The organism is Cupriavidus pauculus (assembly GCF_003854935.1).
GTDB lineage: Bacteria > Pseudomonadota > Gammaproteobacteria > Burkholderiales > Burkholderiaceae > Cupriavidus > Cupriavidus pauculus_C.
The window spans coordinates 276,123-296,453 of record NZ_CP033970.1; the positions used below are offsets into that span (position 1 = coordinate 276,123).

Genomic DNA, 20,331 nt, shown 5'->3' on the forward strand with positions numbered 1-20,331 from the left:
ATCACGCGGCGCGCCGGCGTTCCGCCGCCACCGCCCGCAGGAAATGCGGCAGAAAGCGCCGCACGCTGTCGTCCGGAAAGCGCACCTCGACCCATTCGTCCGACACGGCATTGACCACGCCCGCGCCGAAGCGCCGGGCGCGCACCGCGTCGCCGGTGGCAAAGGCGGGGCCGGTCACCGGCGTGGATGCGGGACGTTTTTCGGGCGCCGGCGGCGCGGCGGCGGCCGGCTGTGCCAGTTCGTCCATGCGGCGGCAGCTATCGCAGGTGCCGCAACGCGCCTGCGCGAACGCCTCGCTGTAGTAGGCCAGCAGCGTGGCCCAGCGGCAGCCGCCGCTGCGTGCGTAGTCCAGCATCGCCTGCAGCGTGGCGTGGTCCTCGCGGCTGCGCGCTGCGTAGCGGGCGGCAATCACGTCGACGCCGGCCGCGGCCGGGTCGCGCAGCGCGAAGCGGCCGGCGCGGTCGCGCGCCACGATGCCGAAGTCGCGCAGCATCCGCATGCCAACCTGCAGCCGCCGCACGCCGATATCGGGCAGCGCCGTGGCCAGCGCCGGCAGCGCCAGCGGCGCGTCCTGCACGGCCAGGGCCATGCGGTGCAGGTCCGTGGCCGCCGGGTAGCGGCCGGCCAGGAAGAACTGGTGGATGCGCCGGTCGCGCTCGTCGAACACCAGCGTGCAGCGCGCCGGCGCGCCATCGCGGCCGGCGCGGCCCGATTCCTGGTAGTAGGCGTCCAGGCTGCCTGGCGACTGCGCGTGCACGATAAAGCGCACGTCGGGCTTGTCGATCCCCATGCCGAAGGCATTGGTCGCCACCATCACGGCGGCCTGGCCGGTCATGAACGCGTCCTGCGCCGCGCGCCGCTGGGCGGCGGTGCGCCGGCCGTGATAGAGCGCGGCCTCGACGCCCGCTTCGCGCAGCAGCCCGTGCAACTGCTCGGCCATGGCCACGGTGGCCGTGTAGACGATGCCGGCCCCGCCCTGCCCGGCTTCGCGGCCCACCAGCCGGCGCACGGCGTCCAGCTGCCCGGCATCGCCCGACACATGCTCCACGGCATAGTGCAGGTTCGGCCGGTACAACGGCGCCCGCACGATGCGCGGCTGGCGCATGCCCAGTTCCTGCACGATGTCCTGGATGACCGCGTCGGTGGCCGTGGCGGTCAGCGCCAGCAGCGGCGGGCGCGACAGCGCCTTGGCGGCGTCGCGCAGGCCCAGGTAGGCGGGGCGGAAGTCGTGGCCCCACTGGGAGATGCAGTGCGCCTCGTCAACCACGAACAGCGCCACGCGGTTGCGGCGCAGCGTATCGACCACCTCGGGGTCTTCGAGCTGCTCGGGCGTGGTCAGCAGGATGCGCTCGCGGCGGCGGGCCAGATCCGCCAGCGCGGCGTCGCCCACGGCGCTGTTGAGCACGGCCGGCGCCAGTTCCAGGTTGCCGAGCTTGGTGGCCTGGTCCTGCATCAGCGCAATGAGCGGCGACACCACCACGGTGAGCCCGTCGCTGACCAGCGCCGGTAGCTGGAAGCAGAGCGACTTGCCGCTGCCGGTGGGCATCACGGCGATGGTGTCGCGGCCGTCGAGCACGCTGCGCAGGACGTCGGCCTGGCCGGGCCGCAGGCGCGTGACGCCGAAGCGGTCCTCAAGGATGCGCATCAGCGCGGCGGGAAGCGTCAGGGTCATGATGGATGGCGGGTGGCGACAAGCCGGTGCGCAGCAAAATCCGCACCACACCGGGCGGCCCCGGCCGCACCGCCGCCGGGGGCGCCAGCCGCTGTAGTTACTGCACCGCGTGCGTCCATGGATTGCACGCCACGCCATCGGGCCGGGCGGCCAGCGCGGCGCAGGCCGTTGCCGGCCCGCTGGCATATCGATTGCGAGACAAACCGGAATCCCACGTTCATCTTGCCGCCATCGCAGCCTTCGCAGCCATTGCCGCCATGTCAGATTCCAACCACTCCCCGCCTTCGTCGACCGGCCACCGCGGCCTGCTGGCAAGCCTTGCCACGGTGGTCGCGGCCGGCGCCGCCACCGCGCTCTGGGTGCGCCATCGCGCGCGCCAGGCCGAGCGCGAACACTTTCCCGTCGGCCGCTTCCTGGAAGTGGACGGCGTCTGCCTGCACTATCTGGAGCGCGGCCAGGGGCCGGCCGTGGTGCTGCTGCACGGCAACGGCGTGCAGCTGGAAGACTTCATCGCCAGCGGGCTGGTGGACGCGCTGGCGCGCCGCCACCGCGTGATCGCCATCGACCGGCCCGGCTTTGGCTACAGCCAGCGGCCCCGCCTGCGGCGCTGGACGCCCCAGGCGCAGGCCGCGCTGCTGTGGAAGGCGCTGGGCTGGCTGGGCGTGGAGCATCCGGTCATCGTCGGCCATTCGTGGGGCACGCTGGTGGCCGTGGCGATGGGGCTGCGCGCCCCGGCCGACGTGGCGGGGCTGGTGCTGATGTCCGGCTACTACTACCCCACGGCCCGGCCCGACGTCTGGCTCAACCTGCCCGGCGCGGTGCCCGGCGTGGGCGACGTGCTGGGCCATACCGCGCTACCGCTGGCGTGGCGGGCGCTGCTGAGGCGGGCCGTGCGCACGATGTTCGCGCCCTGGCCGGTGCCCGACGACTATCTGGACGTGGTGCCGCGCGAGCTGATCCTGCGGCCCAGCCAGATCCGCGCCGCATCGGAGGACGCCACGTTCCTGGTGCCGGCCGTGGAGACGCTGCACCGCCTGTACCCGCACCTGACCATGCCGGTCACGGTGCTGGCCGGCGAGGAAGACCACGTCGTCGACCCCGCCCGGCAGAGCGAGCGGCTGCACCGCGACATCCCGCACAGCGTGCTGGTGCTCACTCCCGGCGCCGGCCACATGATCCACCATGGCGGCACGGCGGCCGTGGTCAACGCGGTGGGCGCCATGACGGGCATCGGCCTGCATCTGGTGGTGTAGCGGCCGGCGCCGCCGCGCAGGCGCGTCCGGTTGAAAAAAAGGCGTCGGGACGGCCGGGTGTGCATGATGGCGCGCGCAATTCTTGCAATTCGCCTTGCGCCGGCGCGGGGCGCGAACCGGCATGGCTCCTGCTTGGGAGGGCTCTTCCGAAGGCACGCCTTCCGGCAACACGCACAGTCAAGCGGAGAGAACCACCATGCAGCAATCGCGCATCAGCGAGGGCCACCCCTTTCCCCTGGGAGCCACCTGGGACGGCAGCGGCGTCAACTTCGCCCTGTTTTCGGCTCACGCCACGCGCGTCGAACTATGCCTGTTCGACGCCGACGGCCGCGAGCAGATCGACCGGATCGACATGCCCGAATTCACCGACGAGATCTGGCACGTCCGGATCGACGGGCTGGCGCCGGGCACCGTCTACGGCTACCGCGTCCACGGCCCCTATGCGCCCGAGGAGGGGCACCGCTTCAACCCGAACAAGCTGCTGCTGGACCCGTACGCCAAGGCGTACGTGGGCGAGCTGAAGTGGGACCACGCCGTGTTCGGCTACACGATTGGCGCGCCCGAGGAAGACCTGAGCTTCGACACCCGCGACAGCGCGGCCTTCATGCCCAAGTGCGTGGTGGTGGATCAGGCGTTCAGTTGGGAGCACCCGCTGGCCAGCCGCGTGCCGTGGGACCAGAGCGTGGTCTACGAGGCACATGTGCGCGGCTATACCAAGCGGCACCCGCTGGTGCCCAAGCCGCTGCAGGGCACGTTTGCCGGGCTGGGCCAGCAGCCGGTGATCGACTATCTGAAGAGCCTGGGCGTGACCACCGTGGAACTGCTGCCGGTGCACGCCTTTGTCAACGACAGCCACCTGCTGGACAAGGGCCTGACCAACTACTGGGGCTACAACACGATCGGCTTCTTTGCGCCTGACCAGCGCTTCCTGTCCGGCAAGGCCGGCAACGTGCAGGAGATCAAGCAGACCATCGACCGCTTTCACCAGGCGGGGCTGGAAGTGATCATGGACGTGGTCTACAACCACACCGCCGAGGGTAGCGAGCGCGGGCCGACGCTGTCGTTCCGGGGCATCGACAATGCGTCGTACTACCGCCTGCTGCCCGACCAGAAGCGCTACTACATCAACGACACGGGCACGGGCAACACCGTGAACCTGTCGCACCCGCGCGTGCTGCAGATGGTGACCGACAGCCTGCGCTACTGGGTCACCGAGATGCGGATCGACGGCTTCCGCTTCGACCTGGCGACCATCCTGGCGCGCGAGCCGCAGGGATTCGACTACGAGAGCGGCTTCCTGAAGGCATGCCGGCAGGACCCGATCCTGTCCAGCGTGAAGCTGATTGCCGAGCCATGGGACTGCGGCCCCGGCGGCTACCAGGTGGGCAACTTCCCGCCGGGCTGGGGCGAGTGGAACGACAAGTTCCGCGACACCGCGCGCCGGTTCTGGAAGGGCGACGAGGGCATGGCGCCGGAACTGGCGCGGCGGCTCACCGCGTCGGCGGACCTGTTCGACCATCGTGGCCGGCGCCCGTGGGCCAGCGTCAACTTTGTCACCGCGCACGACGGCTTTACGCTGCACGACCTGGTCTCGTACAACGACAAGCACAACGACGCCAACGGCGAGGAGAACCGCGACGGCAGCTCGGACAACAACGCCTGGAACTGCGGCGCCGAGGGGCCGACCGACAACCCCGACATCATCGCGCTGCGCGAGCGCCAGAAGCGCAACCTGCTGGCCACGCTGCTGCTGTCGCAGGGCACGCCGATGCTGTGCGCGGGCGACGAATTCGGCCGCACCCAGCAGGGCAACAACAACGCCTACTGCCAGGACAACGAGATAAGCTGGGTCGACTGGGACCGCACCGAGGACGGCCAGGCGCTGACCGCGTTCGTGCAGAACCTGATCACGCTGCGCCGCAAGCTGCCCGTGCTGCGCCGCAGCCGCTTCCTCTCAGGCGACCTGGACGAGGCCACGCAGGTGGCCGACGTGCGCTGGCTGTCCCCGACCGGCGACGACCTGACGCCCGAGCAATGGGACGACGGCAACATGCGCTGCTTCGGGCTGGTGCTGGACGGCCGCGCGCGCACGTCGGGCATCCGCAAGCCGGCGTCGGACGCCACGGTGCTGCTGGTGGTCAACGCACACCACGAGCCAGTGAACTTCGCACTGCCGGACATCCCCGGCGAGGACGAATGGACCTGCCTGATCGACACCAACATGGCCGTGCGCGACGAACTGCCGGTGTTCCAGTCCGGCGACGTCTACCAGGTCACCGCCCACTCGCTGCTGCTGTTCTCGCTGGCGGCCAAGGGCGCCACGGCGCGGGTGTTCGACGAACTGGAGAAGGCGCTGACGACGTCGGAGTCGTGACCCCCATCCCTGGAACGCTGGAAGCCGTTTGGCCGTGGCCGCAGGGTGCTGCTACCTGAGTTCAAAGGTCGCGCTGGCACCGCCGCCCGATCCACAAAGATCCGCTCCGGCAGACGCAAATCGCGCAGTTCCAGCGCTTCCAGCGGGCCCCGGCCGACGGCCGTGCGCATCTGGTAGTGGATCGGATGGACGAGCGTGGCCGGTGCGGCGACGCGCTCGGCGCGCGGGAGCAGGCTGGCGGCGCTGTCGGGGGGCTCGGCGGTTTCGGGCTTGGGCTTTGCCATGCCCGGGCTGGTATCGCCGGTGTCGGGTCGCGCGTGGAAGGTCAACTGCACCGTGGCGCTGTCGATCGGCGTCACGCGTGCGTGTTCCAGCATCCGCACCCACGCCCAGACGCCCTCGATCTCCAGCGTCTTGTTCGTGCCAGCCCGCTCGGTCTGCCATTGCAGCAGCGTGCGCGGTTCCTGCAGGTTGGCCACCGGCCACGACATCGCCTGCCAGGTCTCGCGCTGGTTGTAGTAGTGCAGCGTCTGGCGATCCAGGGTCAGCCGGGTGTCGGTCAGGCCCGGCGTCGGGATCGGGCGCAGTTCGAACTGGTAGCGCGGCTCGCCCTGCACCAGCAGATGGGCGCCGATGCGCTGCAGCGTGTTGATCGACTTCAGGAACGCCGGGTCGAACGTCAGCCCGGTGCCGCTGCCCACCGGCACCCACTGGTCGCCCTGCAGCGCCAGCACGCCGGCCAGTTCGGCCAGCAGGAACGTGTTGATCAGGCCACTTTGCGGCCGGATGTAGCGGGCCAGCTCGGGCAGCGACGCGTCGTTGGCGGTCGCCGCGAACGGATAGCGGCCGGCGAACGCGCGTTGCCACGGCAGCGCGATCGATCGGCGCCATGCCTCGTTGAGACTCGCCTGCGCGGGCTGCAGCACCGACTGCTCGGCCTGCACGACCGGGCGCACGAACAGCGTCTCGCCCATGCCGGCCCATTCGGCGCCGAGACTGGCCGCCATGAGCCGCGCGTACGCCTGCGTGTCGGCCAGATCGGACCCTTTGCCCTGGAACAGCGACTGCGCCATCTGGCGCGCCAGCGCGTTGGCGTCGGCGCTCTGGGTCATCTGCTGCAGGCGCAGCCGCACCGCCGTGACACGGTCCAGATAGCGCTGCAGGCTCAGTTCGCTGCCGCCCGTATTGCCGGTGGACGGCTGCCCGGCCAGCCGCAGCACCGGCCCGAAGGCCGCGCCGAGCGGGCCGGCGGGGTCAGGGCGGACGGTTTCCGGCGCCTCGTCCTTGCGGCCCAGGATGCCTTGGGCCTTGGCGACCAGCGTGTCCGATAGCGAATCCTTGCGCGCCCCGGCGCCGCCCTGGTAGGCGAGCGACTTCATGAGCGCGATCACCGGCGACTGCCGCGCGTCGGCCAGCAGCTTGAGCTGGTCGACCACGCCCGGCAGCGTGGTGGCCGGCTCCCACTGCAACCCGTTCATGAACTGCTGCCAATGCTCGGCATAGTCGGCGAAGTAGCGCTGCGCGAGGGCATCGCGCAAGGCATCGGCTGAAGTTGACGGTTGGGGCGACGATGGCGCGGCCTCCGCCTGACCGTCGGTCAGCACCCAGTCGTGGGCGACGTCCTGGCTGCGGGTGGCTTTCTCGATCGCCGCCTCGACGTAGCCCTCGTAGCCCTGCCGCGTGAAGACGCCGGGCACGGCGCCGGTGGCACGGACAAGGCCCCGGGTATCGGTGCCCGCGGCGAGCGCGGCCAGGGTCAGGTCGGGATACTTACGCCCGGCGCCTTCGAGAATCGTCTGATAGATCGTATCCACCGCGTTGCGCTCGCCGATTACCGCCAGCAGCGTCTGGCGCGCCCCGGCCACCAGTTCTGCGCGCGGCGTGACCCGCCAGTCGGGATGGACCCGCAGATGATCGGCATAGAACCGGGCCAAGCGCTCGGCCAGATCCTGCTTCCGGCCCGGCGTGATCCGGGCTTCGGTGGACCAGTGCCGGGCGAGCTGTTGGGCGAGGAAGTCGGGCTCGACCCGCTCGGGGTGGACCAGCATCAGGTAGGCCTTCAGGGTGTCCCGGCCATCGAGCGCCCAGCGGCTGGTCTCGTCGGTCAGGCCCTGGACCTGCAACTGCGCCAGATCGACCAGCGTCGCCTCCATGTCCTGCACCACGGGCGTGACCAGCACGGCATGGCTGGCGGCTGCGTAGGGCTTCCAGAGCGCGGCTAGCGCCTCGGCGTCGCGGTTCATGCCGAAACGGGTGAACAGAGGGGCCGAGTTCTGCAGGCGGTGTTCGTAGCGCTGGATGTGTTGCTGGAGGGTGTCGAGGGCCTGGAGGCGGGTTTCGGGGTTGGTTCTCGCGGTGTGGAGGGCTTGCACTGCCTGGCGGGCGGTGCGGAGGTCGTGGTGGTTCTGGACGGCGGAGAGAAGCATGGCGGTGGTCCAGAGGCCCACGGCTGCCGTGGTCACGCCGGCGGCAATCGTCAGCGGATGCCAGACCGTCCGGCGGCCGGGGTGGCGGCGTGCTGCTTCGGTGAGGTATTGCCAGAGAAACGAATCTGTCTCGACTTCCGTGGTGGAGGTCGCCGGACCAGGGGGATATGGCGCAAACACTATGCCGTGGACGGCCCGACGCCGCTGAGCCGCGTTCTGCGACAGCCATGCCGCAAGGGCGTCCGCGCGATGATCGAGCCGTTGCGACAGGCGCGCCAGATAGCTTCGAGGTTGGCTACCCATCCTTTGCGAGAGGCTGCGCGACGCAAGTTGGTCCCGAACCGTCAGCAACATTCGAGACAGGTCTCCCGTACCCGTTTCCTCACCGCATTCACAAGCCACGATGGGCGTAGCAGAGTCTTCTCCTGAACGCCGGGCGGTCATGGCAACCTCAAGCATGAAGGTCGGTGCCGACCAACGAAGCACGGCTGCGATACGCGACGCTACGTGTCGCCACGCAGGCGAACTCCGCCGGGGTTCGGGTACTGCCAGATTGCCGTCTGTCACGATGACAACCGCGTCAACAGGACGTCGTCGCCTGCATTGACACAACCGCTTCAGCCATGGCGCGTCCACGGTGCCTTCCTCGACCGGCCTGTGGGACAGCAACACCGCGTCGGGCGTCAGCAACCAACTGCCATGCCCGAAGCCGGGAAGGAGCCGATCCAGCGCCGCATCGTCCCCTGTCAGCAGCAGCCAGGGCCGGCGATACCGCCACCGCCAGCCCTCCTCGTCCTTCAGTCGTCGGCACAGCGCTTCCAGGTCGGCAACCTCTTGCGCATTGCGACGTGTGTCTTCTTTGCCAAGGATCAGTGACTGCGTAGTGCCGTCGAGCTGATCGGCATTCTGGCGAAGCAGCCTGGCCAGGCGCTGCGCCGCCTGGGCCTCGTCACGCCGGCTCTCGAAGCCGAAATAGAGCGCAACCAGCAGCAGCAAGCCGCACAGTACGCTGATTGCAGCGGCTCGCTGGGTTTCCGATTCCAGCCCGAGGGTATCGCCCTTGTACCAGATGACGGTACCCATGACGACTGCCACCAGCACATACGAAATTACGTCGACACGAAACTTGAACATTTCACCTACCTTCCTGCTCTTCATGTGCAAAGGGCACCAAGACCGCCAGCAAGGTGCGTTGCTCATCCTGCGTGGCAACGATGCACGGCCTTCCCGATTGCTTTGCCTCCGCCAATGCCAAGGTGGCAGCGAGCCATGGCGCGGCAAGCCCGGCATCGCCGACCATCGTGTCGAGCACAACATCCGCGGAAGCCGCATTACGCTCCGAGCGTCCCGCCTTATGCATGCCGATACGCAGCTGCGAGGCGGTCTCCTGTTGCAGGCCAGCGCTGATGACGCCGCCTATCGCCTGGGCTTCGACCCGGCCCCATTTCAGCGCATAGCCCAACGCCTGCTCCATCGACATGCCGTTGCATTGCTGCGGACGATGGAGCCACCCGTCAATGGAGAGCCCCAGCCGCAACGCGAGGTCCTCCGGGCACGCCAGAAGTATCGACGCTGCCTCGCAACTACCAGACTGCGGGTCTGCCTCGCGGACCTCGCTCAGGCAGACGCTGACGAGCATGCTGACGACATCCCGCACTTCAGACGCGGCACGGTCGAGCCACGCGTCGACCAGCCACAGCCCGCCGGTCGGCGCGAACACGGGATCGCCCACGAGTCTGGGCGAACGTACCGATGAAGGAAGCTGCCGCCAAACCTCCTGGAGGTCCGACTGATCGAGCACCGACCGAATATCGAGTTGGATCGTTACCGGAATGCTCGGAGGAATCGTCTCCAGCTTGTCGGCAGCCGACGCCAGCAGTGACTTGAGTACCCATGACAGCGTGGCCTTCTGGCGCGCCCTGTCATCCACAGTCAACGCCGCCGCCAAGGGGTCCAGTACGCGAGCCTGTATCCGCTCGCGCGAATGCAGGGACTGGCGCGTGCGTTTCACGGCAGGTTGCCTGATGACGTCCAACGCGTTGTCAGCTTCATCCACGTCCACGATGTATGCGGAAGACAGCACCGCCAACGGCGTGCTGGCCACCTTGAATACTGCGTTGCGGAATGCCCTGACCGCCGTGTTCATGGCCAGCGCCTGGTTCTTCTGGCCTTCGATGCGGGCGAAGTGTCGCAGTACCAGGGCACCGGCCAGACACAGCGGGAGCAAGACGACCGAGATCCAGAACCAGGCTGTGGGCGGCGTAGCTTGTCTGGGCCAGAGCCACAGCGCGGAGGCGGAGCCAGACAGCACAAGCACGATGAAGATCATCGACCAGACGAGGAGTGATGGCCTGGCCTCTGGAACGGGTACTTCCTCCGGCAAGCGCGAAAGATCAACTGCCATCTCTGTCCTAACGCGAGCCGCTGTTGGCCAATGAGGAGATCAGCCTGCAGCCACAGGCACATCGATGACCGTCCTCGGCCACTTCAAGGTCTCCATCGCGAATGTCTGGATTGCCCTCGGCGATGTAGTTGTAGCCGTGCACATCGCACTGCACCGGGTCGGAACGGCGTGCCAACGCACGCCCCATGAACATCCGGCCCCCGCCACGCAGCACCACTCCGCCTTGGCTCAAGCGGTCGCCTTCCCTGATGATCCCGGACATCATTGCCTCCGCGGCGCGACGCCTGAGCCTGCGGAGGGCCGCGTCACAGGCGGTGCCATCCTCGGCATCTGCTCGGCGCGCCGAGCGCGCATGTCGTCGCGCTGCCGCTGCATGGCTTCGGCCAAGTCATCGGTCTCACCCAGCGTATCCGTGGCACGGGTCCTGAAGTACAGCGTTGACGACAGCACATGATCGTGCCAACTGGTCAACATCGTGTCGTGCACCAGCATGTCGAAGAGCATCATGACTTCATCCGGCAGCGGATGCTTGCCAGACAGGCCGTCTTTCCATGCCTGCACGAGCGCCAGGGCCTCCTGACTCATCAGCATGGACTCCACGGCGTCGGCGGCACTTTCTATTTCCTGGCGAACCGAGAAATCCGCGTCGTTCGACATCTGTCGGATCTTCTCTGCGGATCGCTTGAGACTCTCATGGGCGGCACGCTGCCGCACCTGTTCGGCCGCTTCAGTCTCGATACGCTCCCAGACGCCCACGATGGGCTGTTGCAGCTGAAGCACGGTACCCGGCAAGGCGAGGACCTGCGCCTCGCGCGCGGCGTGCAACCTGGCAAGTGCCTTGCCCATCGCAACACGATCGGCCGGCAAGCGGCGACGTTCCTCGTTGTAGGCCGCTTGCGCCGCCCTGATCTCTTGTGCGCGCTCGACATGCTGTCGCTTGATTTCGTCAGTATGGGCGGTCGTTGTCTTGCGGAACTCGGGCGACTGGTAGCGGACGGCGAGCCAGCGAAGGAACACTTCCATGTGTGCCTGAAAGTTGAGACCCCGCTCGCGCGGCACCAGTTTGCGATACGCGTCGATGAGATCGGGAATCCTGTGGTTCGTCTTGCCGTTCGAGAGGGGGGCGGCCAGGGTGAATTTCTCGTAAGTCCAGAGCTTGTGTCTCTCCAAGTCTTCCATCGTGTCTAGCATCGAGCCAGCCATCAAGCCCTCGTGCAGCATGTCTCGCAGGACCACACGCTGCAGTTCGGCCCTAAAGCCCAACGAGCCTGGCGGTGCGCCGCCAGTGATGTCCTCGCTCGTGCCGGGATAAAGGTACTGTTCGCCGCGCGTCTTCTCCAGGCTGTCGAGCCGTTGGTAGAAACGCAGTTCATGGGCAGCCGCGAAGTGCACACATTTCTGAACCGCCGCGGGCACCGCGAGTTCGCGGTCACCATGATGCTGTTTGATCATGCCGACGAATGGCAGAATGCCAACCAGCTCGTTCTCGGCCATGATCGAGGACACTGCGTCGAGCAGTCCGAGAAAGCGGATCTCGATCGGGTCACCCTTCTCGCCGACAGGCACCATCCGGAGATCGAGATCACTGCGGCCCTTGTACTTGCGCACGAGTTCATTGACGAAGGCACGCGCGATCACACAGCCACGGTCCGCCGCGAACACCGATACCTCGATGCGTTGGACTTTTCCGGCGTTGGTCTTTACGTCACGATAGGCATTCTCGAACTGTTTCAGCGCGGCATTGAGCCGGTCTTCGACGCCCGTTCCGAACACCATTGCGGCAAATCGGCTATCCCTGACAAAAGGAATGGCATCAAGGACGACGTCAACAGAAATGGCTTTCGCAAATACAACTGCGGCCTTCAGCGGATTCTTCTTGATGTCGTACATGGCCGCCCGCCCCGCTGCCATGGCCCGCCTCACCCAGCGCCGTTCCGCGGCCAGTTGCAGCACCCTGATCGTCTTGTCGGGCAACGTTCTTGCGTGCGCAATGGCGTCTTCGAAGGTCTGTGCAATGGGACGCCACGACATCTCGTCCAGCGCATCGATCAGCGCTTGCCGGGCCCGCTTGCGCGCCTTCTCGATATCACCCATCCTGGACACGCCGCTGACGTCCCGCGCGGCTTTCTGGAGTATGTCCGCGGCCGCTCCCGCCGATCCGGCCGCAGCCTTGGCTGCGGCTGACACTATCTCGTTGTTTTCGGCGTCCTTGTTTAGCGGCGTACCGAGTCCGGAGTAGTAAAAGGGATACCAAAACTGATTCGGCATTTTCTCTCGACGCCGATCCAGATTATCGCGATGCGCTTCCCATAGGCGGCAGATGTTCGAGTAGCGAGATGTTGCCGGATCGTCGATGTCGCGATGGCGCCCGAAACCGTCGAAGAAGAACCCCATCCTTGCGACTGCGCCGCACGGAATACAGTCGTCCGCCTTGTAGGGCTTATGGGCGGCCATCATGCCGTCCAATACTCGGCTCGGCGTTCGGTCTACTGAGTCGAGTGACGTCGTGTTAGTCATCAAAGTCTCCTGCCGGGGACGGCTTAAACTGGTCGCCTTTCAGTTCTTCCAGGATCTTCGGTGCAATGTTGTCCATGGCTTCGCCAAAGGCGCCCGGCTGACCGTTGGTTTCCTCGATGATCTGCCGTACCGCCGGATGCTGGTCAAAGTTCGGATTCACCAAAAGCGTGTAGTACACGTACTGCTTGAGATCCTCCGTGTTGGTGAACCGGTACTTGGTCCACCCTTCACCGGCGATCCTCGCGGTTCTGCGGAATGCGACCCAGTCTTCCATCGTGTCGTTGAACGACTTCCCTTGCTTCTTCAGCAGCCATTCATCAATAGCGCCGTAGAAGATGCGCGTACCCCGCAGATCCGTCCGGAACTCGAACTCGATGTGGTCATCGGGGTAGAAGTGCAAGCCGAGTACGAGTGAGCCCAAATCACCCGATATCTTGGTGGGCGGCATGCGAACTGCCGCGCTCTTTTGGGTGACTTTGATCGGCTGCTTAGCGCGGAGGGAAAGAATTGCTTCATCTGCGTCATAGACCTCCCACTTCACCGTGAACTCCGTCCCTTTCAGCTTGTAGCAGCAGCTCAGTCTGCCCTCGCCGGAGCCGGGCGGCAGGTCACCTCCACCGCTTGCGCGGTTGCCATACCGGTCGGTGATGACAAAGCGGACCAGGTTGTAAGGGGTGTAGTTGAACCCAGCGATGCTCAGGCCGCCGTAGTTGGGCTCCGTAGACAGCGCGTCACAGCCGGCCAGCGTTATCGTGACCAAGAGTCCGAGCGCAGCGATTGCAGTTCTTAGTCTTCTATTCATGGCTTGCTCCTTGGTGCCGCCTGTTCCACGTTGCTACGCCTCAGGGCCGCCGCGACCGACGCGGGCAACGCTTCCATGGCCTCGCCGAACGCGCCCGGCCGACCCTTGGTCTCTTCGATGATCTGCCGTACCGCCGGATGCTGGTCGAAGTTCGGATTCAACAGCGTGAAGTAGGCGTACTGCTGTAGATCCGCTGTATCGGCAAATCGGTACTTGTTCCAGCCTTCGGCCGCAAGCCTTGCGGCTCGACGAAACACCACACTTTCATGCTCTTGACGGGGATTGAGAAGCGGTCCGTGAGTCTTGCGAAGCCAGTCCCAGACGTCGTCGTAGAAGATTCGCGTACCACGCAGATCCGTCCGGAACTCGAACTCGATGTGGTCATCGGGGTAGAAATGCAAGCCGAGTACGATCGAGCCCAAATCACCCGATATCTTGGTGGGCGGCAGGTGTACTTCGGTGGTCTTGTGAATCTTCTGGAGAGGTCCGTATGGATCCTTCAGAAATTCATCCTGATCGAAGACAATCCACTTCACCGTGAACTCTGTCCCCTTCAGCTTGTAGCAGCAGCTAAGTCTGCCCTCGCCGGAGCCGGGCGGCAGGTCACCTCCACCGCCTGCGCGGTTGCCATACCGGTCGGTGATGACAAAGCGGACCAGGTTGTAAGGGGTGTAGTTGAACCCTGCGATGCTCAGGCCGCCGTAGTTGGGCGCCGTAGACAGCGCGTCACAGCCGGCCAGCGTTATCGTGACCAAGAGTCCGAGGGCAGCGATCGCGGTTCTTAGTCTTCTATTCATGGCCTGCTCCTTGGTGCCGCCTGTTCCACGTTGCTACGCCTCAGGGCCGCCACGACCGACGCGGGCAACGCTTCCATGGCTTCGCCAAAGGCTCCCGGCCGACCCCTGGTCTCTTCGATGATCTGCCGTACCGCCGGATGCTGGTCAAAGTTCGGATTCAACAGCGTGAAGTAGGCGTACTGCTGCAGATCCGCTGTATCGGTGAATCGGTACTTGTTCCAGCCTTCGGCCGCAAGCCTTGCGGCTCGACGAAACACCACGCTTGTTTCATGCTCTTGATGGGGATTGAGAAGCGGTCCGTGAGTCTTGCGAAGCCAGTCCCAGACGTCGTCATAGAAAATTCGCGTACCCCGCAGATCCGTCCGGAACTCGAACTCGACGTGGTCATCCGGGTAGAAGTGCAAGCCGAGTACGATCGAGCCCAAATCACCCGATATCTTGGTGGGCGGCATGCGAACTGCCGCGGTCTTTTGGATTACTTTGATCGGCTGCTTAGCGCGGAGGGAAAGAATCGCTTCGTCGGCGTCATAGACCTCCCACTTCACCGTGAACTCCGTCCCCTTCAGCTTGTAGCAGCAACTGAGTGAGCCCTCACCGGAGCCGGGCATCAGGTCACCTCCACCGCTTGCTCGGTTGCCATACCGGTCGGTGATGACAAAGCGGCTCAGGTTGTAAGGGGTGTAGTTGAACCCAGCGATGCTCAGACCACCGTAGGTGGGCTCCGTAGACAGCGCGTCACAGCCGGCCAGCGTTATCGTGCCCAAGAGTCCGAGCGCAGCGATTGCAGTTCTTAGTCTTCTATTCATGGTTTGCTCCTTGGTGCCGCCTGTTCCACGTTGCTACGCCTCAGGGCCGCCACGACCGATGCGGGCAACGCTTCCATGGCCTCGCCGAACGCGCCCGGCCGACCCTTGGTCTCCTCGATGATCTGCCGTACCGCCGGATGCTGGTCAAAGTTCGGATTCACCAGAAGCGTGTAGTACACGTACTGCTTGAGATCCTCCGTGTTGGCAAACCGGTACTTGATCCATCCTTCCCCGGCGATCCTTGCGGTTCTGCGGAATGCGACCCAGTCTTCCATCGTGTCGTTGAACGACTTCCCTTGCTTCTTCAGCAGCCATTCATCAATGGCGCCGTAGAAGATGCGCGTACCCCGCAGATCCGTCCGGAACTCGAACTCGACGTGGTCATCGGGGTAGAAGTGCAAGCCGAGTACGAGTGAGCCCAAATCACCCGAAATCTTGGTGGGCGGCATGCGAACTGCCGCGCTCTTTTGGTTGACTTTGATCGGCTGCTTAGCGCGGAGGGAAAGAATTGCTTCATCTGCGTCATAGACCTCCCACTTCACCGTGAACTCCGTCCCTTTCAGCTTGTAGCAGCAGCTCAGTCTGCCCTCGCCGGAGCCGGGCGGCAGGTCACCTCCACCGCTTGCGCGGTTGCCATACCGGTCGGTGATGACGAATCGATCGAGGTTGTACGGGGTGTAGTTGAACCCCGCGATGCTCAAACCACCGTAGGTGGGCTCCGTAGACAGCGCATCACAGCCGGCCAGCGTTATCGTGACCAAGAGTCCGAGGGCAGCGATCGCGGTTCTTAGTCTTCTATTCATGGCTTGCTCCTTGGTGCCGCCTGTTCCACGTTGCTACGCCTCAGGGCCGCCACGACCGATGCGGGCAAAGCTTCCATGGCCTCGCCGAACGCGCCCGGCCGACCCTTGGTCTCTTCGATGATCTGCCGTACCGCCGGATGCTGGTCGAAGTTCGGATTCAACAGCGTGAAGTAGGCGTACTGCTGCAGATCCGCTGTATCGGTGAATCGGTACTTGTTCCAGCCTTCTGCCGCAAGCCTTGCGGCTCGACGAAACACCACGGTTGTTTCATCCTCTTGACGGGGATTGAGAAGCGGTCCGTGAGTCTTGCGAAGCCAGTCCCAGACGTCGTCGTAGAAAATTCGCGTACCTCGCAGATCCGTCCGGAACTCGAACTCGACGTGGTCATCGGGGTAGAAGTGCAAGCCGAGTACTCTTGTCCCCACGCCACCCTCGACTTGAGTCCGTGGCAGATGGATCGTCGCCTCCTTATGCAGCTTCTTGATGGGCGCGTAGAGATCCTTGATGGCCTCGTCGGCGTCATAGACCTCCCATTTCACCGTGAACTCCGTTCCCTTCAACTTGTAGCAGCAACTGAGTGTGCCCTCGCCAGAGCCGGGCATCAGGTCACCTCCACCGCTTGCGCGGTTGCCATACCGGTCGGTGATGACAAAGCGGCTCAGGTTGTAAGGGGTGTAGTTGAACCCAGCGATGCTCAGGCCGCCGTAGGTAGGCGCAGGTTGCAAGGCGTCGCAGCCGACCAGGAATGTCGCCGCGAGCAGCAGGTTGCATAGGTTCCGGCGTCTCATCTTTCCATATCCGTCGTATCCGGCGTCTCAGCGGTTCCGACATCGGACAGGACCACGGCAAAAGGAAGGTCGCCGTACTTTGCAGACAGCAAACGTCTGTGAATCTCGGGGTGTTGATCGAACTCGGGAGACACGAGCAGACCTTTGGCAACATAGCGCAGCATGTCGGCCTCGCTCGTGATGCCATACGCTGCGGCCCTTTCCATCTGCGTTTGCACGGCGCCGTAGAGCGCATCAGGCGATAGCGGATCAAGGTGCGTGCCATACACGTCTCGCAGTTGCAGGGCGATCTTGTCCGCATAGCCAAGTTCGAGCAGCGCCGCGTGCTGCTCTGCGGTCATGACTGGCGCCGACGCCGTCAGGGACTCGACTGGTACCGGATGCTGAGCGTCGACGACCGGCGCGCCCGATCGGTCCCGATACCAGATTTCGCACGCGATGCTTGCGAATGCAGACCACTGCTCCGGTGTCCAGACCTTCCGCAGTCGCTCCAGCACGCGGTTGTCGTAGAAGTGAAGATAAAACGCGCGCCGATCGGGCAGTGCGTACTCGCAATAGCCCCGCAGATGCGCCGCGACTTCCGGCAGTGAACAGAAACTCCACAACCACGTCACCATGAACCCATCGGCAGGGAGTTCTGCAAGCCGGTTCAGCAGGGGCAGCGATCCGTCGTCGCCGTCGCCGTCGTCCTTGTCCTCGTAGCTCTTGATGCCTTTGGCGCCGTCCACGACGGTAATCAACAGTGGAGAGATGTCACGATGCGGAGCGAGATCGGTGCCGTCCCACAGGGCCGCGAACGCTATCCCGCCATGCCGCTCGATGGCCGCCCGCAGTTCGGGGAATTCGCGTGTATCCACCAATGCAAACAGCGACACGGCTGTACCAGCGTCGTGCCGGTCCAGCCTATGACGGGCTGCAAGGACTTGAGCGGCAAGACTGCCGGTGTCTTGATCCGATGGAGCCGTCAATGGCCGGTCATCGCTGAGTTTCATGCTCATGCCTTCTCGGTCATTGCCTCGACACCACGATGTGCATCCAGCAGGCAGTCGCGACACGCCCCCACGGGAAGATCTGGCAGGGGCGGGTTGAGGCTTGCCGGGCCCGTCCACGTGAAGCTGCCTGTCTTCAAAGTAATGCTGCCAGGACAGCCCAGTTCGATATTGCCGCCTTCCAGCTTGATATAGGCACCCTGGCTGGCCAATGTGAGGGTTTCCGCGGCCACTGCTGTCAGCTTGCCGTTGACGCTGGACAGGCTCATGTCCTGGGATGACATCAACTGCATCAAGCCGGAATGCGCTGCAGCGGAGAAGTCCGCCTTGGCGGCCACGAGCCGGATGCCTTTTTCTTGCGAGAAGATCGACGCGCCTTGTCCCGCGGCGATGGTGACGTGTTTGCCAGCGCCCAGGTCCAGATGAGAGCGAGCCGAGGCGACGACGTTGCCATTGGCTGCAAGCTGGATACTCTGCGCTGTGGCGATGGCGACGCCCGCCGGCGCACTGGCCAGGATGACGGCCTGCTGCAGGTCCTGCAGCCTCGCTTCCATCAGGTCGCGCTGACGCTCGATATCAGCAAGCTGGACTTTCGCGACGGCGGCGCAATCATTGAGCCGCTGCATTTGCTCCAGCGCTTCGGAAAGAACGGCCTCGGCCGCGCCCATCGCCAATTGCTGCCCCCCAGCCCCAGGCTGGTCATCGGCAGAAATAAACACCCCCCTCCCACCGCGGATCGCCCCCCACCCCGACGTCCGCAGTTCGAACCCTTCCCCGCGCTTCTTCCTCTGTCCGTCGACCAGATAGCCCAAATTCAACTGGCTTTTCCCGCCGTAATCGGTCGACAGCTTGACGCCTTCCTCGCCCTCCCAGTCCTCGAATCGCAGCTTGTTGTTGCTTTGCGTCCGGATGACGTTGCGCGACAGCCAGCGGTCCTGGTTCGTGATCAGGTCCGCGTGCTCGCTGTGGTGGTGGGCGTGCGCGATATACGGCTTGTTCGGATCGCCGTCCCGGAACGCCACCGCGACCTCGGTGCCGTCGATCAGCGGGAAGTGGAAGCCGGTCTGCCGCGCGCCCGCGAACGGCTTGGCCAGCCGCAGCGGCACGCTTTCGCTGCCCTTGGGCCAGTCGTCGAAGTCCAGGTCCAGGCGCACCACGTACAGGCCCTGCTGCGTCAGGTAGGCGTACTGGTAGTCGCCGGGCGACGTCACCCGGCCGCTCAGCGTGCCGGCGATCCGCGGCCATTGGCTTTCGTCGATCGGCAGGCGGAAGCGGCGGTCCGACGGAATCGCCTTGAAGGTATTGCGATAGGCCTCGTCGCGCGCCCCGGAATGGACGACCTCGGTGATGACCTGCCCGTTCGGCGCGTCGTCGAGCGCCATGTCCAGCCGCAGAATCCGTGCCGGGCACAGTCCGATGACGTTACTCTGCCCCGTGTAGACGATCTGCCCGGCCAGCGCCGCCTCGTGCCGAAGCTGCGCCTCCCAGGTGGCGCTGGCCGCATCCAGGTGGTGGGTGCCATAGAGGTAGGACTGGCCGTAGTTGGCCTTCTCCTTGCGGGCGACATTGGCCTCGGCAGCAAGGCGTTCGTAGGCGCTTTCCGGGTTGTAGTCGGCCACGCGGATCGATTCGGGCACGGTCCGCACGTGCGTCTGGATATCGAAGACGGTCTCGACCCCGGCCTCAAGGCCGGCCGTTTCCCGGTACGGCACGCGCAGGGCGGGCTGGTAGAGGTAGTGGTCGATGTCGTCGCAGACCTGGAACACGTCGCCGAAGTGGGATCCGAACTTGCCGGGCACGAAGTAGCTGTACAGCCCCTCCTGCTCCATCAGCAGCCGGATGTAGTCCCAGTCGGACATCCGATACTGGAGTCGGAACTTGTGCTCGGGATAGGCGCGCCGGGTGCGGAACGCGAACTGGCTGCCTTCGAGCCCGTGCCGGCGCAGGATCGACTCGATGATCTGCGGCGCGGTCTGGTGCTGGTAGACGCGGCTTGCCTTGGTCAGGGTCAGCAGCGCCACCTTCGGGCGGACTTCCAGCTCGTAGGCGTGGAAGTCGCGGGTCTGGCGGGTTCTGGAGAATCGGAAGATGCAGCCGGAAAACTGGCGCGGCGGCGAGCCATCGCCGGGATCAATCGAGAAAGTGGCGTCCTTGCGCAGGTACTCGTGGCGGTCCAGCGGCAGGGGGTGGGTGACGCGGACCGTCACCGTGTAGGGCTCGCCCAGTCGCTCGACGGCGTCGAAGGAGACCACCGACAGCGCCACGGCGCTCGGTGCCGCCGGCACTTCAAGAAAGTATGACTGATGGGCAGTCGCCCGCCGCAGCCCTTCGCCCAACGCCTTCAGTCCATCGACCACACCAGCCATCGTCCTTGCTCCGTTTCCCGTGGGATCGACATCGCTGTGCGATCCGTCACTGAAGATGCATCAATCGCTCGGAGCGGGACGTTACGCGGTTTTGAATCGCTTCGTGGGCCAGAATAAACGCCGCTTGACTTCAATCATTGGGCAGGGGGACGTCGGCCGTCTGACCGGCCGTCAGACACCCACCGCTTCTGCCGGAAAACAAAAAAAAATAGCCCGCCACTGGAGATGGTTCGGGCCGGAAGGGTCGCTACAACCTGCCGACGACTGTAGCGCCCCCGGCCCCACGCCCGTGTCAGTCATCGTCTGATTTTTTGCAGTGCACCATGCCGGCGCG

The 20,331-nt window shown here is 65.1% G+C and carries 14 protein-coding genes; 2 read left to right on the top strand and 12 right to left on the bottom strand.

Features of this window, described 5'->3' with window-relative positions:
* Position 1: 1 nt before the first annotated feature.
* Positions 2–1,672, bottom strand: coding sequence for a RecQ family ATP-dependent DNA helicase (locus EHF44_RS19405; RefSeq protein ID WP_124685373.1), 1,671 nt, complete (start codon positions 1,670–1,672; stop codon positions 2–4).
* A 257-nt stretch (positions 1,673–1,929) separates the two neighbouring features.
* Between EHF44_RS19405 and EHF44_RS19410 the strand changes: the two genes are divergently transcribed.
* Both EHF44_RS19410 and glgX read left to right on the top strand, forming a co-directional pair.
* On the top strand, positions 1,930–2,925 hold the full coding sequence (locus EHF44_RS19410) for an alpha/beta fold hydrolase (protein WP_124685374.1): 996 nt from the start codon (positions 1,930–1,932) through the stop codon (positions 2,923–2,925).
* 196 nt (positions 2,926–3,121) lie between these two features.
* On the top strand, positions 3,122–5,299 hold the full coding sequence (glgX, locus tag EHF44_RS19415) for a glycogen debranching protein GlgX (RefSeq protein ID WP_124685375.1): 2,178 nt from the start codon (positions 3,122–3,124) through the stop codon (positions 5,297–5,299).
* Here the strand turns inward: glgX and EHF44_RS19420 are convergent.
* The 11 genes from EHF44_RS19420 to EHF44_RS19470 are packed head-to-tail and all read right to left on the bottom strand — an operon-like array spanning position 5,191 to position 19,997.
* Positions 5,191–8,859, bottom strand: a complete 3,669-nt coding sequence (locus EHF44_RS19420; protein ID WP_124685376.1) for an ImcF-related family protein — start codon at positions 8,857–8,859, stop codon at positions 5,191–5,193. The genes glgX and EHF44_RS19420 overlap by 109 nt on opposite strands.
* 1 nt (position 8,860) lies before the next feature.
* Entirely contained in the window at positions 8,861–10,129 is a 1,269-nt protein-coding gene (locus EHF44_RS19425) for a hypothetical protein (RefSeq protein ID WP_124685377.1), read from the bottom strand.
* A gap of 7 nt (positions 10,130–10,136) precedes the next feature.
* Entirely contained in the window at positions 10,137–10,394 is a 258-nt protein-coding gene (locus EHF44_RS19430; protein ID WP_367613712.1) for a PAAR domain-containing protein, read from the bottom strand.
* Complete coding sequence (locus EHF44_RS19435; protein WP_124685379.1) at positions 10,391–12,646, bottom strand: DUF2235 domain-containing protein; 2,256 nt, start codon at positions 12,644–12,646, stop codon at positions 10,391–10,393. Before EHF44_RS19435 ends, EHF44_RS19430 begins: the two co-directional genes overlap by 4 nt.
* Positions 12,639–13,448 carry a DUF3304 domain-containing protein gene (locus EHF44_RS19440; protein WP_124685380.1) on the bottom strand — a complete coding sequence of 270 codons (810 nt, stop codon included), beginning with the start codon at positions 13,446–13,448 and terminating at the stop codon, positions 12,639–12,641. Before EHF44_RS19440 ends, EHF44_RS19435 begins: the two co-directional genes overlap by 8 nt.
* Positions 13,445–14,245, bottom strand: a complete 801-nt coding sequence (locus EHF44_RS19445; RefSeq protein ID WP_124685381.1) for a DUF3304 domain-containing protein — start codon at positions 14,243–14,245, stop codon at positions 13,445–13,447. The genes EHF44_RS19440 and EHF44_RS19445 overlap by 4 nt, the downstream gene beginning before the upstream one ends.
* The gene (locus EHF44_RS19450; RefSeq protein ID WP_124685382.1) at positions 14,242–15,051 is read right to left on the bottom strand and encodes a DUF3304 domain-containing protein; all 810 of its coding nucleotides are present in this window, start codon (positions 15,049–15,051) and stop codon (positions 14,242–14,244) included. Before EHF44_RS19450 ends, EHF44_RS19445 begins: the two co-directional genes overlap by 4 nt.
* The gene (locus tag EHF44_RS19455) at positions 15,048–15,854 is read right to left on the bottom strand and encodes a DUF3304 domain-containing protein (protein ID WP_124685383.1); all 807 of its coding nucleotides are present in this window, start codon (positions 15,852–15,854) and stop codon (positions 15,048–15,050) included. Before EHF44_RS19455 ends, EHF44_RS19450 begins: the two co-directional genes overlap by 4 nt.
* Positions 15,851–16,642, bottom strand: coding sequence for a DUF3304 domain-containing protein (locus EHF44_RS19460; RefSeq protein ID WP_124685384.1), 792 nt, complete (start codon positions 16,640–16,642; stop codon positions 15,851–15,853). The genes EHF44_RS19455 and EHF44_RS19460 overlap by 4 nt, the downstream gene beginning before the upstream one ends.
* Positions 16,639–17,640, bottom strand: a complete 1,002-nt coding sequence (locus EHF44_RS19465; protein WP_124685385.1) for a DUF4123 domain-containing protein — start codon at positions 17,638–17,640, stop codon at positions 16,639–16,641. The genes EHF44_RS19460 and EHF44_RS19465 overlap by 4 nt, the downstream gene beginning before the upstream one ends.
* The gene (locus EHF44_RS19470) at positions 17,637–19,997 is read right to left on the bottom strand and encodes a type VI secretion system Vgr family protein (protein ID WP_124685386.1); all 2,361 of its coding nucleotides are present in this window, start codon (positions 19,995–19,997) and stop codon (positions 17,637–17,639) included. The genes EHF44_RS19465 and EHF44_RS19470 overlap by 4 nt, the downstream gene beginning before the upstream one ends.
* Positions 19,998–20,331 lie beyond the last annotated feature (334 nt).

Coding starts and splice junctions, on each gene's coding strand:
- EHF44_RS19405 (WP_124685373.1), bottom strand. CDS start 1,672: ATGACCCTGACGCTTCCCGCCGCGCTGATGCGCATCCTTGAGGACCGC.
- EHF44_RS19410 (WP_124685374.1), top strand. CDS start 1,930: ATGTCAGATTCCAACCACTCCCCGCCTTCGTCGACCGGCCACCGCGGC.
- glgX (WP_124685375.1), top strand. CDS start 3,122: ATGCAGCAATCGCGCATCAGCGAGGGCCACCCCTTTCCCCTGGGAGCC.
- EHF44_RS19420 (WP_124685376.1), bottom strand. CDS start 8,859: ATGTTCAAGTTTCGTGTCGACGTAATTTCGTATGTGCTGGTGGCAGTC.
- EHF44_RS19425 (WP_124685377.1), bottom strand. CDS start 10,129: ATGGCAGTTGATCTTTCGCGCTTGCCGGAGGAAGTACCCGTTCCAGAG.
- EHF44_RS19430 (WP_367613712.1), bottom strand. CDS start 10,394: ATGATGTCCGGGATCATCAGGGAAGGCGACCGCTTGAGCCAAGGCGGA.
- EHF44_RS19435 (WP_124685379.1), bottom strand. CDS start 12,646: ATGACTAACACGACGTCACTCGACTCAGTAGACCGAACGCCGAGCCGA.
- EHF44_RS19440 (WP_124685380.1), bottom strand. CDS start 13,448: ATGAATAGAAGACTAAGAACTGCAATCGCTGCGCTCGGACTCTTGGTC.
- EHF44_RS19445 (WP_124685381.1), bottom strand. CDS start 14,245: ATGAATAGAAGACTAAGAACCGCGATCGCTGCCCTCGGACTCTTGGTC.
- EHF44_RS19450 (WP_124685382.1), bottom strand. CDS start 15,051: ATGAATAGAAGACTAAGAACTGCAATCGCTGCGCTCGGACTCTTGGGC.
- EHF44_RS19455 (WP_124685383.1), bottom strand. CDS start 15,854: ATGAATAGAAGACTAAGAACCGCGATCGCTGCCCTCGGACTCTTGGTC.
- EHF44_RS19460 (WP_124685384.1), bottom strand. CDS start 16,642: ATGAGACGCCGGAACCTATGCAACCTGCTGCTCGCGGCGACATTCCTG.
- EHF44_RS19465 (WP_124685385.1), bottom strand. CDS start 17,640: ATGAGCATGAAACTCAGCGATGACCGGCCATTGACGGCTCCATCGGAT.
- EHF44_RS19470 (WP_124685386.1), bottom strand. CDS start 19,997: ATGGCTGGTGTGGTCGATGGACTGAAGGCGTTGGGCGAAGGGCTGCGG.